The sequence below is a fragment of the Ilumatobacter coccineus YM16-304 genome (assembly GCF_000348785.1).
In the GTDB taxonomy this organism is placed as follows: Bacteria; Actinomycetota; Acidimicrobiia; order Acidimicrobiales; family Ilumatobacteraceae; genus Ilumatobacter_A; species Ilumatobacter_A coccineus.
In genome coordinates, this window is record NC_020520.1 from 650,044 (window position 1) to 663,632 (window position 13,589).

The 13,589-nt window shown below is 66.3% G+C and carries 9 protein-coding genes; 3 read left to right on the forward strand and 6 right to left on the reverse strand.

The window, feature by feature from the left end; translation table 11 throughout:
- Nucleotides 1–58: 58 nt before the first annotated feature.
- Nucleotides 59–331, forward strand: a complete 273-nt coding sequence (locus YM304_RS02985) for a DUF7218 family protein (RefSeq protein ID WP_015440151.1) — start codon at nt 59–61, stop codon at nt 329–331.
- Nucleotides 332–524: 193 nt separating this feature from the next.
- Here YM304_RS02985 and YM304_RS02990 read toward each other — a convergent pair whose 3' ends face one another.
- Complete coding sequence (locus tag YM304_RS02990; protein ID WP_015440152.1) at nt 525–1,052, reverse strand: O-acetyl-ADP-ribose deacetylase; 528 nt, start codon at nt 1,050–1,052, stop codon at nt 525–527.
- Between the two features lie 59 nt (nt 1,053–1,111).
- The gene (locus YM304_RS25250; protein ID WP_051071287.1) at nt 1,112–2,122 is read right to left on the reverse strand and encodes a nuclease-related domain-containing protein; all 1,011 of its coding nucleotides are present in this window, start codon (nt 2,120–2,122) and stop codon (nt 1,112–1,114) included.
- Between the two features lie 199 nt (nt 2,123–2,321).
- On the opposite strand from YM304_RS25250, the gene YM304_RS21860 reads away from it, so the two are divergent.
- Entirely contained in the window at nt 2,322–3,635 is a 1,314-nt protein-coding gene (locus tag YM304_RS21860; protein ID WP_162142026.1) for a GGDEF domain-containing protein, read from the forward strand.
- A 14-nt stretch (nt 3,636–3,649) separates the two neighbouring features.
- Here the strand turns inward: YM304_RS21860 and YM304_RS03005 are convergent, their stop codons facing one another.
- The 4 genes from YM304_RS03005 to YM304_RS03020 all read right to left on the reverse strand — a co-directional run bounded on the left by YM304_RS03005 (nt 3,650) and on the right by YM304_RS03020 (nt 11,703).
- Complete coding sequence (locus YM304_RS03005) at nt 3,650–7,981, reverse strand: glycoside hydrolase family 38 N-terminal domain-containing protein (RefSeq protein WP_154723285.1); 4,332 nt, start codon at nt 7,979–7,981, stop codon at nt 3,650–3,652.
- 91 nt (nt 7,982–8,072) lie between these two features.
- On the reverse strand, nt 8,073–9,704 hold the full coding sequence (locus YM304_RS03010) for an ABC transporter permease (RefSeq protein ID WP_015440156.1): 1,632 nt from the start codon (nt 9,702–9,704) through the stop codon (nt 8,073–8,075).
- Complete coding sequence (locus YM304_RS03015) at nt 9,701–10,522, reverse strand: ABC transporter ATP-binding protein (RefSeq protein ID WP_154723286.1); 822 nt, start codon at nt 10,520–10,522, stop codon at nt 9,701–9,703. Before YM304_RS03015 ends, YM304_RS03010 begins: the two co-directional genes overlap by 4 nt.
- A 56-nt stretch (nt 10,523–10,578) precedes the next feature.
- On the reverse strand, nt 10,579–11,703 hold the full coding sequence (locus YM304_RS03020) for an ABC transporter substrate-binding protein (RefSeq protein ID WP_197536920.1): 1,125 nt from the start codon (nt 11,701–11,703) through the stop codon (nt 10,579–10,581).
- 359 nt (nt 11,704–12,062) lie between these two features.
- Here YM304_RS03020 and YM304_RS03025 point away from each other — a divergent pair, with 359 nt between their 5' ends.
- On the forward strand, nt 12,063–13,475 hold the full coding sequence (locus tag YM304_RS03025) for a sulfatase family protein (RefSeq protein ID WP_015440160.1): 1,413 nt from the start codon (nt 12,063–12,065) through the stop codon (nt 13,473–13,475).
- Nucleotides 13,476–13,589: the final 114 nt, after the last annotated feature.

Below are 13,589 nucleotides of genomic sequence, written 5' to 3' on the forward strand. Positions count from 1 at the left end.
GGTACATCCCGTCTCAGACCGGACTCGACAGGAGTTCGGCTGTCGGAGAGGAGATCTCATGCCACGGGGCAAGTCACCCGGGTCGTCGATCAAGGACCCGGATCAGTACGAAGCACTTCGCGATGAAGGAATGAGCAAGGAGAAGGCGGCGCGCATCTCGAACGCGTCGGCGGCCGAGGGCCGTTCAGAGGTCGGCAAACGCGGCGGCGAAGCCGAGGACTACGAGGATCGGACGAAGGAAGAACTGCTTGAGCGGGCTCGCGAGATCGGTATCGACGGCCGCTCCAAGATGTCGAAGAGCGAACTCATCGACGCCCTCCGAAACCACTGACCCGGTCAGAAAGACACCCGCAGTCGCCACCCGTGAGGGTGATTTCTGCCCAGGCTCGATGTGGTCGCGTGAGGGTGATTTCTGCCCAGGCTCGATGTGGTCGCGTGAGGGTGATTTCTGCCCAGGCTCGATGTCGTCGCGTGAGGGTGATTTCTGCCCAGGCTCGATGTGGTCGCGTGAGCTGGGGGCGGGGTCACCGTTTGGGTGAGGTGAGGAGCTGTTCGTAGAGGCGTCGGGTCTCATCGTCGAAGCACACGAAGCGGACCAGCTCGACGGAGGTCGCCGCAGAGCGAACTGCGTCGACCGCGACGGCGGCCGCGAGGTCACTCGGGTAGCCGTAGACGCCGGTGGAGATCGCAGGAAAGGCAACCGACCGCGCCCCGACCTCGTCGGCGCGAGCGAGCGACGACGAGTAGCACGATGCGAGGAGTTCGGCCTCGCCGTGGTCCCCGCCTCGCCAATATGGACCCACGGTGTGGATGATCCACGTCGCCGGCAGCCGATGGCCCTTCGTGGTCTTTGCCTCCCCGGTGTCGCAGCCGCCGAGCAGTCGACATTCGTCGAGCAGGCCTGGGCCGGCGGCGCGGTGGATCGCCCCGTCGACTCCGCCGCCGCCGAGCAGCGACGAGTTGGCAGCATTGACGATCGCATCGACCTGTTCGGTCGTGATGTCACCGGTCGTCACGTCGAGTGCGGGCCCAGTATGGCTGGTGTCGTTCATCGCTCGTCAGTGTCGCGTCTGAGTCATTGACAGCCGCCCGATGTTCCAGGTGGCGAGTCTCATGGGGTCTTCCAGGTGGTGCTGTTGCGAGCTCGGGAGAAGATCTCGTCGACGTCGTCCGGCGTCGTGGTGGCCGGGAGTGAGTGCAGCCACTCGACGACGCGGCGGCGGGTGGCCACGTGGACGTCGGGCGGCATCTGCTTGATCTTGATGTCTTCCAGGTCGACGAAGACGATCGCTGCTCGCACCTCGATCGGACGTCCGCACGCAGCCGACAGCAGCTCGGCAGCGCGGGTTGCCTCGAACTGCGAATTGCGGAGGTAGTCGGTCTTGCGGCCGTTGACCAGCAGTGCTCGACGCGCGACCCACACGTCGCCTCGCGGATGGCACTTCGTGTTGATCGTGACGACCCCGGGCGGGCCGATGACCACGTGGTCGATGTCGCTGCCGTTCTTTCCGACGGGGACGGCGTGCAGCACGTGCCAGCCCGCCCCGAGCTTGGCGAGTTGTCGACCGACCTTCTCCTCGCCCTTCGCGCCGATGCGCCACGCCCGCTCGTCGGTCTTGACGCCGCAGAGACGGGCGAGCAGGTTGCGAACGGGGGCTTCGCTGTTGATGCGATCTCGCTCGGCTCGTGCTGCCGCGCCGGCTTCGTTCGAGGCGAGGTCGCGGGGTTCGGGGACGGGTTCGGAGACGGCAGTGAGCTCTGCGTCGACCGTCGGGTCTGCCGTGGATGTGGCGGCGGCGCCAACGTCGACCGACGGGTCGGCGACAGCCTCCTCGATGATGGGCGGCGGCGGAGTCGGCGCGGCCAGCACGGGTGGCGAGGCTGGCGGGGGAGCCTCGGGCGGAGGGGGCGGGGGCAGCCCGATCGGTGCGGCTGACGTTCCGGCGTCGGCGCTGGCCCACCGGCGAAGGCAGTCTTCGAGCGTGGCCTCGTAGCACGCTTCGGCCGCAGCGACCGTACGTTTCTTGAGGTCGACGTGGCCGATCTCGTTGCCGTCGGAATCGCGCACGTAGACGCGATCGTTCCCGAACCGTTTCCAACGTTGCTCGATGAGTTGGCTCATGTCTGACACATCGGCGCGTCACATGATCAGCATGAGGAAAATTGTCAGCACGCTGCCATCGGGTGGCGCGGGTCGTCCGGGTCGTCCCAGGTCACACACCCCGAATGTGTTTGGCCGCCCCGGTGAGATTTGTACGTTTGAGACGGCGCTGAGCGGGGAACGGTCAAGAACTGGTCGGGGGTGACCGATGCACCTGAAGATGGATACTGACGCATTGCTCGACTCGATGCGCGGCCTGATCATCGTCGTGCTCAGGGACGGAACGATCGAGCAGGCTCGCGGCGGCTTCGGCGGATTTCTCGGCCTCGACGTGGCGTCGCTGCCGGGCACCAACGTGTTCGAACACGTGCCGCCTGCCGACGCCGACGAACTGGCGCTCTACTTCATCGAGAGCGTGGACGAGTCGGCCAGCACGATCGCCCTCCCACTGCCGTTCCGAATGGCGGTCGTCGACCCCGACGGTTTTGCTCATCCGGTCGACGTCATCCCGACCGGGAAGATGATCAATGGCGACGACTGGTCGTGGACGGTCCTGTTGATCCCGGTGGCGCTCAACGGTTCGAACACTCGATCTCTCGACCTCGAGATCGGCGGAGCGCCGCGTGACGCCGTCCGCAAGATGCTCTGCGAAGAACTTCGAGTCGACAACGCCAACTACACGAGCCGATGGCTTCTCATCGACCTCGCCGAACCGGACTCGCCGAACGTCATCGTCGCCCGACCCGTCGACCAGGTCATCGCCGACGCCGTGTCGGTCGGCCTACAAACCGGCTGGAAGCCGTGGGATGGTCTGTCGGCCGGTGCCTCGGCGTCGGTCGACGTCACCGCGTTTCCCGACAGTGTTCGCGCCGTGCTCGACGAGCGCGGCTGGACGCGATCGATCGTCGCCCCGGTCTTCGTGCACGGAAAGCTGTCGGCGGCATTCCTGCTCGTCGGCGGCGTGCCGAGTGACTACGACCCGATGAGCGTGAAACGAAACGTGGCCGCACGCATCCAGTCACTCGTGCGGGCCACCACCATGCTCATCGAACGCTGGAACGACCAGGACCGGCTCCATGCGGCCGCGACGACCGACGAGTTGACGGGGCTGATCAACCGGCGCGAACTGTTTGCTCGCCTCGGTTCGGAACGGCGTACCGGTTCGCTGCTGTACGTCGACGTCGACGATTTCAAGAGCGTCAACGATCGACTCGGACACACCGCTGGCGACGAGGTGCTCGTGCAGCTCGCTCGTCGCATCGAGTCGGTGTGCCGACCGCAGGACGGCATCGGACGGGTCGGCGGCGACGAGTTCGTGGTCGTGCTGCCCGGCGCCGACGCCGAACTCGCCGATCAGATCGCCCGACGCATCGTCGAGAGCGTCGACGACCTCAGGCTCGAGTCGGGGCTCACCGTGTCGGTCAGTGTCGGAAGCGCGCCGCTCGACGTGAAGGATCCGCTCGACGCCGCCGACCAGGCCATGTTGCGCGCCAAACGACGGCGCCGCGAGGTGGCGGGCTCCGGCCCCGCCTGACGGACGGCCGCTCCTCACTCTGCGGAGTTCGACCCAACGATCTCGATGTCTGCAGTAGGCGAGTACGCCACGGTCGGCCCTGCCACCAACCTCACGCCCCACCACCACGCGCCGGTCGGAGCATCGACCGGCGGTGAGAACTCGACCGTGACGACGCAGGTGTCGTGTGGCGGCACCGTGGCCTCGTGCCGAGGCGGCGTCATCGTCCACGTGCCCCACGGACACAACACGTCGAGTTCGACCCACGCCGACAGGTCACCGTGGTTCTCGACGCGGATCTCCGCCGTGGCACGGCGCCCGGGCAGGACGCGAATCGACGCCGGGTCGGACGCCAGGACCACGGGTGCGGCACGAGTCCGGTGAACCTCGTCGTACACGGCCCAGCGTGAGCCGTCGGCGTGCCTGCCGCGAGCGATCACCCGGATTCCGCCAGGAGCCCGGTCGCCGGAGCACTCGGTCGAGTAGGTGGCGGTCCGCCCTGCTCCCGCGGAGATTGCCTCGGTGGCCGTGGAGACGACTCGATCACCGGCGATGACCTGGACCTCGACGTCGAGGGGTTCGCAGCCGCTCTCCCGAGGGCTCAGCGTCATCAACGGGTCGGTGAGACGGACCAGGTCGACCTCGATCTGGCCATCGTCTCGACGCCCGAGAGGATGGATGCGAATGGCGACCGGGGCATGGCGTCGCTGCAGCGGACCTCGACCCTGCGACCACCAACGCGAGAACACCGGCGTCGGTTCGGCGTCGGGGCGGGGCGCGATCGCAAGATCCGCCAGCAGTGGCAACGTCATTTCGTCGGTTCGGAACGGCCCGGTGTCCAGGTCCGTGCCGGTCGCTCCTGGCTGACCGGGGAGCCCGGCCAGCCGCACGCGATGACGCGATGGCGTGCCCGTGCCGTTGCCGAGGCGCACTCGTGCGACACCGGGACGCACGACGCTGACCGACCGGAGGATCGGCGTACCGGAACCCTCGACGTCGACGTCGACGTCGGCGCCGAGGACCTGGTCGGGTCGGTTGTGCGCGTTGGTGTCGGCGCCGGCGTCGCACGGATCATCCGGGGCTGGCATGCCGACGGTGACCACCGCGTCGAGCGGATGCTGCAGGTCGTTCGCCGACCGCACCACTGCTGCTCGACGCCAATCGCCGTCGCGGGCGAAGAGCGCTCCGTTGTATGCGTGCGTCCAGTGCTGGAGTTGAAACGACGAGCCGTCGGGCACCGTTCGTCGGGGTGGCTCGATCCACTGACCCGACGGCCACCCGGTCGAGGAGCGCATGATGGCGCAGCTCAGCACGCCGTCTGTCGTCACTGCGCAACTCGGTGTGCCGGTGTTTGCCACGGCCACCGTTCGCCCTGGCCACGGAGGCCGGAACGCGCCCGCAGGATCGGCGGTCGTGGCCGACTCGACGGTGATCCGGTGCACGGCGAGCTCTTCGATGAGTGCATCGAGTTCGCGTTCGAGCGCTGCGGCGTCGACGGCGATCACGGTCAGGACGGGGAGGTCGTCGTCGTTCGTGACGTCGAGACCCGGTTGCCACACATCCGTCAGCGGCCGAATGGCGGGCGTCCACGCGCGGGCGCTGCCCGTGTCGGCGAGGTTCCGGTCGATACGGCTCCGATCAGCGGTGGGCAGCCTCCTCAGTGCAGCCTCGGCGACCGAGTTCGCCCCCACTTCTCCGAGAGCGATCCGCAGATCCGGAGCGTTGGAGTCGAAACCGAGGCGGCCGTATCGGCGACCGGCGGCCGACGTCGTAGTGGCCGTCACGCCAGCGGCCCCCAACGCCACGACCAGTCGGCGCGCGCTGGACATCGACGTCGGCGACCAGTCAGCGGTCACGACCTCCCCGATGCCGATGGCATGCGAGAGCACAGGACTCGCTGCGTCTGCCTCCGCGCAGTCTGCGACGAGGTCGACTCGGGCAGTGACCGACGAACCGAACCAGTTCGTGGCGGCGGTGTCGAGCGTCTCGGCGTGAAGTGCTGCGTCGACGTCGGTGAAGGCGAATCCACGACCGACGACGGCTTCACCGACTTCGACGACGGGGGTCGCTCCCGGAACCGCCGCCGCCCATTCGACCCGAACGAGTTCGTCGCGGAGATCAGGGTCATCGATCACGGCACCGACATCGACGCGATCTACGCCGGCGAGCAGCGTCAATGTCGACCTGACGCGAGCGTCGCTCTCGCCGTTCGTCATGGCCGCCGTGGGCAGGGACGCGTCGATCACGAGTCGCTCGCCGATCGGTGACGTCTCGCAGCGAACCTTCGCCGGTCGGTCGGACGAGCGCCGCGTCGTCCCGGTCGGCGACAGGTGCCACGGGCCCTCGCCGTGCGTGGGGTGGTTCGGGTACTCGTCGTGGACGACGAACTCGTTGCCCAGCCGATCCTCGATCATCATCTCGTCGTCGAGCGCTCGCCACGACGTCACGCAACCGCCGCGCTGCGGGTCGACCGTCAATCGGTGATGTCGGTTCTCGATCGTCGTGCCGGGACGGTGTTCCCAGCGTGGCAGTGCCCGGTCGGGAGCAGCGATGACGCGCAGCGTGGTGCGGCCGATCCCGGAGGTCGCAACGAGGACGCGTAGCGCGATCGAGATCGTCGCACCTGACGTCTCGTCGACATCGAGGACGTCGACGACGAAGGGAAGCTCGTCGCCGTCTTGGCTCAGAACGGTCAGCCCCGATGGGGTGTTCGGATCGAGCGCAGCGAGATGGTCGCGGTCGAGGACGACCCGCACGGCATCGGTGCGCGCCCCGATGGTCGCGTCGAACACCGTGACCGTCAACGCGGCGGAACCGTGGTCGGTGCCAACGTCAAGCGTGCCGTCGCGCCGGTGGAGGTGGTCGAGCGCTCTGCTCTTCACGGTGTGTGCGAGAGCGTGGGCGCGACGCCAGCCAGCGAGGAGTTCCAGATACGCCTGGTCCGACTCGGTGCCGGTGATGGCGTCGTGGTGAGCGCCGTACACGAGGAGTCGCCACGCTTCGTCGAGTTCGTTCGCCGGATAGTCGACCCCGTGGCGGCTGCTCGCGACCGTCGACCAGAGCTCGGCGTCGACGAGTGTGTTCTCGATCTCGCGCTGGGCCTGCTTGGTGTCGATGTACGACACGTCCTTCCCGGTGTACACCGGATTCATGTCGCGCGATTGCGGTGACAGCGGGCGACCGGCGAGTTCGTCGCGCATCGCACCGATGAAGTCGCTCGGCAGCGAACAACGGACTTTCGGCCAGGCGTAGCGAGCGGCGAACCAGCCGGGTAGCTCGGTGATCCAGCGCGCTGGAGGCGAGAGGTCGGTGCCGACCAGCATCTGCACATGGCTCGACGCCGCCAGATTGCCGAGGTGCGTGCCGACCCCGATCAGGAACTCGGCCGCTTCCTCGATGGTGTCGTATCCGTCGATCCGAAAGCCCGACGAATAGTGCGCCGCGAGGTATGCGGCGATGACGCTTCGGCCGTCCGGAGCGATCCATTCGAACTCGGTCGGGAATTGCATCTCGCCCGGGTCGGCGGGTGACGAGAAGCCGCCGTCGAGCATCGGGCCCCACGCTCCGAACGGACCGCGTGCAAAGACGATCGTCTCGACGCCAGCGTCCGCCAACAGGCTGGGGAACTGGGGGTCGTGGCCGAACACGTCGAGTTGCCACGACGTGTCGGCTCGCTGGCCGAGCACGTCACGCTGGAACTCGGTGCCCATGTCGAGATTGCGGCGAGACAGTTCTGCGCTGGTGAGGGTGCCGTTCGGTTCGTTGTAGGTCGCGCCGACGACCTCGGCGCGACCATCGGCCAGCAGCCGTCGTAGACGTTCTCGATCCTCGAGATGGTGTGTCCAGAGCGGTGCGAGGTAGTCGACCTCGGCAACGCAGAACCGATACTCGGGGTCATCTTCGGCACGGTCGATGTGGGTGCGCAGAATGTCGATCACCGAGCGCTGGAACTGCATCCGTGGTGAGCCCGACCAGTCGAATCGATCCAGTTCGTCGAACGTCGACGCCTGAGTGTTCCACCACACCGGGTCCATGTGGAAGTGCGGGATCAGATGAATCGTCCGCCCGGGTTCGTGAACGAGCAATGGCACCTCCGCCGTCGCCGAGGAGACCGAGGTCGACACGATCACGTTCAGCCTGACGGTGTCTCCCGGCTCGGGTGGTGGACCGTTGAACTCGATTGGCACGTCGATCACCCGCAGTCGGAGTCGACGATCGTCGGTGACGCGGATCGGCGCAGGATCGTCGACGGTGATCGTGATCTCGGCACCGGGTCGGGTCCTCAAGGTGAGGCGCAGGATCTGCGCCAGACGTTCCATTCCTTCGGGTTCGAGATCGACGAAGTACGCGGTCGACTCGGCTCCCATCAACTCGACGGTGTCTCCCGATCGCCAGGTCACGAGAGGCGACGAGTCGGGAGCGAGCGATCGCAACCGTTGTTCGGTGATGTCATCGAGATCACCACTGCATCTGCTCGGGTGCAACTCGCGACAGCACGAGGCGCTCGACGACCGCGACCGCACCGTACGAGATCGACGCGATCGCGGTGACGATCACGACGCAGGCCCACAACGTCTCATAGCGACTGCTCACTGCTGCGATCGCCATCAGGTTTCCGATGCCGGATCCGGTCGCCAACCACTCCGCAACCGTGGCCGCCAGGATCGTGGCGGGCACCGCCATGCGCGCCGCAGCGAAGAACGCGGGTGCCATGGCGGGGATCTGCCCGGACAGCAACGTGCGTACCCGGCTCGTGTCGTACACCGCGTAGAAGTCGAGCACCTGACCCGGTGTCTGACGGAGGCCGTGGGCGCACGCGACCAGTGTCGGGAAGAAGGTCATGATTGCGACCGTGATGGTCATCCCGGCCACGCCTCTGCCGAACGCCTGCACGAGCAGCGGTGCGATCGCGATGATCGGGACGCACCTCAATGCGACCGCGATCGGGGTGAGCGTCCGGCGGACCGCGGCGAAGAGGTCGAAGATCGATGCTGCCGCAGCGCCGAGCAGGAGCCCGAGCAGATAGCCGGGGATGACGACCTGGGCCGTGTCGCTGAGGGATTCGAGGATCTCGGAGCGGTTGGCGGAGGCGGATGGTCCGGAGACCATGTAGCGCCACACGTCGCTCGGGCGTTTCGCGAAGTACGAGTCGAGGTCGAAGAAGTTCATGAGCCCCGCCCAGATCACCACGATGATCGCCAACGTGATCGTCGCCTCGACAGCGGTGCGCGCGATGCGGCGCGATGTCGACATCGCTCGACCGCTCGATCCGGGTGCCATGAGGAGCGAAGGACGACCGACGGAAAGCCGCTTGCCGATCGCTCCGACGCCGACGTAGGCCGCCATCGACACGAGCGCGGAGATCGAGGCCACCGCCCACAGTTCGTCGGTCTTGAGTGCCCGCATCGAGTTGATCGTGAGAATGCCCATTCCTCGATCGGCGCCGGTGAACTCTCCGACGAGTGCACCGAGGAACGCGGCCGGCGCAGCAACCTGGAGACCGGCGAAGAGATAGGGGATCGAGGCGCGAGCGCGAATCGTCGCCAGGACTCGGAACCGCCCGCGTCCGTAGCTGTGGATCAGATCGGTCCATGACTGTGGAACTGCGCGGAATCCCACGAGAACCGGAACGAGCGTCGTGTAGAACACCGCGAGGGCGGCCATCGTGACTTGAGGACCCTCGCCGACACCCCACACCACGCGGAGAATTGGTCCCATCGCCACCAACGGCAGGCAGAACACTGCCAGCGACAGGCGCAACAGCACGCGTTCGACCGACGGTGCGACCGCGACGAGCGATGCCAGCGCGATCGCGACGAGGTTGCCCCAGAAGAAGCCGCGGATGGCCGACCAGGCGGTGATCCGAACCGCACGTTGATACAGGTCCCAGTTCTCGATGCTGGCTGCGACAACTCCGGTCGGCGGGGCGATCAGATTCGTTCCACCGAGGATCACGCGCGCGATGAACTCCCACGCTGCGGCCACGACGGCGAAACCGGCGATGGTGCGAGCGCCAGACCCGATCGATGCGCGAGACGGAGAGAGCCGCACCTTCACCGGGCGGGACTGGGCGGTGACGGCGGCGGTCACTCTGGCTCGTCGTCCTTGTCGACGTCGACACCGAGCAGCACACCGACTTCGTCCACGAGCTGGTGGAACTCGGGAAGGTGCAGGTGCTTCGCCCGTCGTGGTCGCTCGATCGGGATGTCGACCGTTGCGGCGACTCGGCCGGGACGCGCCGACATCACGACGACGTGGTCGGCGAGCAGCACGGCTTCGGGGATCGAGTGGGTGACGAGGAGCGTCGTGCTCCCGCGGTCCTGCCAGATGGGCGGTAGTTCGAGGTTGAGTCGTCGGCGGGTGAGTTCGTCGACTGCGCCGAACGGTTCGTCGAGCAACAGCAGGCGTGGGGCGGTGACCAGACAGCGGGCGATCGCCGCTCGCTGACGCATGCCACCGGACAGCTGAGCTGGTTTGGCCTTCTCGAATCCGGCAAGTCCGACGAGCTTGATCAGTTCGGCGACACGACCGGGTGCCGACCTCTTGCCCGCGAGCTTCAGCGCCAGTGCCACGTTCGACTCGACCGTGCGCCACGGGAGAAGGGAAGCATCTTGGAATGCGACAGCGATCTCGCCTTGCCGTCGCAACACATCGGGGCTCTCACCGTCGATGCTGACCATGCCTGCGGTGGCGGACTCGAGGCCGGCGATGATCCTCAGCAGCGTGGACTTGCCGCACCCGGACGGCCCGACCAGCGCCGTCACCGTTCCCGGCTCCAGCACGGTCGAGACGTGATCGAGTGCGTGGACCGCAGCGCTGCCGTCGCCGAACCGCTTCGTGATGTCGATGCACTCGACTCGCGGGGCCAACCCCTCGTCCACCGGCGTGTTCGATGTTGCCGGGGTCATCCTGTGGGCCTCGTCGGTGCCTTCGGTCGGTCGATGTCTCGGAGGAGACGAGACGTTCACAGCGTGGGTCCGTCTGCGTAGATCTCCTCCAGCAGCGATCGGTCGAAGAGTTCCGGCGAGGCGCCAGCGATCTCGAGGTCGGCGAACAGCTTCATGTTCTCTTCGACGGTCTCGTCGGTGAACCAGGCGAACCCGTTGGCGTCGGTCACGTCGCTGTACATGATGTCGAGCTGGACTTCGGCCTGTTCGAGTTGTGTCTCGATGTCGAGACCCGCATCGGGGTTCATGTCGATCGAGATCTGTGCAGCTTCGGCGTGATCGGTCTTGTAGTCCTGCCAGCCGAGGATCTCGGCACGCAGGAGGCTGATGATCTGTTCGCGCTTTTCGCCGACGAGGTTCTCGGTCAACACCGTGTACACCTGAGAGGCCGGGTTGAACCCGAAGTCGGCGAGCAGCATCGTGCTGTGCTCGATGCCCTGAACTCCGAGAGCGACGGGCAAGTCGTTGTAGAAGCAGAAGATCGAGTCGGCCTGATCGGCGGTGAGGACCGCCGGGTCGTACTGGCTGGGGATGAACTCGATCTGCGATCGATCGATATCGTTGTACTGCAGGAACGCGTCGAGTGCCGGCGTGTCGGTGCCGGCGACGGCGATACGTGTTCCGATCAGCGACTCGGGGGTCACGAGGTTCTTCTCGGCGAGCGACAGGAGCGTGCCCGGAGCACGCTGGTACTGCATGCCGACGATGGTGAGCGCGGCGCCTTCCGCGTTGGACCGAGCGACGTTGTCGCCACCGGAGATGTTCATCAGTGCAGCGCCCGAAACGGTCTGCGTGTTGCCGGCGACGTTCGGCCCGCCGGAGCCGAGCGTGATGTCCAGACCCTGGTCGGCGTAGTAGCCGCGGTCGACGCCGAGGTAGGTGCCGCCGAACTGGACGCTCGGTGTCCACGAGAGTTGCAGTGTGGTCGGCGTCAGCGACACAGCCGGGACGGAGTCGGCAGCGGCGCCGGAGGTCGAGGGCTCGTCGGCCGACGACGAGTCGTCGTCACTGCCGCAGGCCGCGAGGAACGCCGGCCCCATCGACATGGCTCCGACACCGATGCATCCGTTGCGTAGTAGACGCCTGCGGGTCATCGTCGTCGGAGACTGCATCTTCAGGTCGTATTGCTTGGTCATCTTCATCTCCAGGTTCTCGGTTGGGGGGAGCACCGACCGACGTAGCGCCGATCCGCAATATTTGATGTGGTCAATATTGCGGGTCAACGTCACGGGGCATCGACGTGCATGTTTCGGCCGCGTGAACTCCCCGAGCGACGCGCTCGTGGTGTGTGGTCGTCGAGCGCTCGATGGTTCGACCATCGCCTCCGATCCCGACACGCAGCGCTCGTCATCTCGTCCAGCGTGCCGCTCGACGACGCGAACCGATCGGCGTCGACCGACGTCGTAACGGAGCGTTCACGCGAGTCCGCCCCCGTGGGGGCCCGTCACCGGTACTTTGATGACATCAATATCTGCAGACTGGGCGAAACGAGGAACCCACGATGACGAATCAACCGAACGTCGTACTCATCAACTGTGACGACCTGGGGTACGGCGATCTCGGCTGCTATGGATCGACGCTCAACAAGACGCCGGCGATCGACGGGCTCGCGGCCGATGGACTCCGATTCGATTCGTTCTACACGGCATCGCCGGTGTGTTCGCCGGCTCGCGGTGCACTCTTGACCGGTTGCTACCCGCCGCGGATCGGATTCGGACGCTTCGAAGGTGTGTCGGTGTTGTTTCCAGGCATGGGGCTCGGTCTGGCGCCGGAGGAATACAGCTTGGCGAGTCTGCTGTCGGATGCCGGCTACCGAACGCAGGCGGTCGGGAAGTGGCACTGTGGTGACCAGCCCGACTTTCAGCCGACCAACCACGGGTTCGATCACTATTTCGGGTTGCCGTACAGCAACGACATGGGGATTCAGGCCGGAGGCGAGCCGCCGACAATGCCGGAGTTGGCGCCACTGCCGTTGATCGCCGACGGGCAGGTCATCGAACAGCAGCCGGACCTCGCGGCGTTGACGGGGCGTTACGTCGATGAGGCGCTCAAGTTCATGCGTGTCTCTGATGAGCGGCCCTTCTTCTTGTATCTCGCGCACATGTACGTTCACCTCCCGATCTATGTCGAGGAGCGATTCGCCGAGCAGTCGTCCAACGGCGTCTACGGCGCGGCGGTCGAATCGATCGACTGGGCGACGGCGGTCATCCTTGCCGAACTCGAGGCGCAGGGAATCGTCGACGACACGATCGTGATCTTCACCAGCGACAACGGATCGCTCGGCGACAATCCGCCGCCATGGGGTGAAGGCGAGTCGCTCGGCGCGAGCAACGGTGCGCTGCGCGGCGCGAAGACCACGACCTGGGAGGGTGGCCAGAGGGTGCCGGGGATCGTCCGCTGGCCGGCCCGCGTCGAAGCGGGTCGAGTCAGCGGCGAACTCGTCACGGCGATGGATCTGTACCCGACCTTGGCTGCGCTGTGTGGCGGTCGAGTGCCGACCGATCGGATCATCGATGGGCGCGACATTCAGTCGATCTGGTTCGGCGATGCGCCCTCTCCGCACGAGGTCTTCTACTACTACTGGATGAACGATCTGGAGGCGGTTCGCTCCGGCCGCTGGAAGCTGCACTTCTCCAAACACGGAGCCGAGCAGCGCGAGTTGTACGACCTCGACAGCGACATCGGGGAGACGACGAACGTTCTCGCGGATGTGCTCGCCGATCGTCCGGACGTGGTCGAGCGCCTCGACCGACTCGCCGAGGTCGCCCGTTCGACGCTCGGCGACGAACGGCTCGGCCGATCGGGATCGGAGGTCCGTCCGGTCGGAGAGGTCGACGATCCAGCGCCGCTGACGAGGTATGACCCCGATCACCCGTACATCGTTGCCGAGTACGACATCACTGCGCGCGGCTGACGCAAACCAGTTGAGCGCTGCGCGGCTGAGTCACGAAACGCGCTGTTCACGGAGATGGGTTCGTATTGCAACGTTGCCATGGTTTGATTGACTACATCAATCAGCCGGAGACGA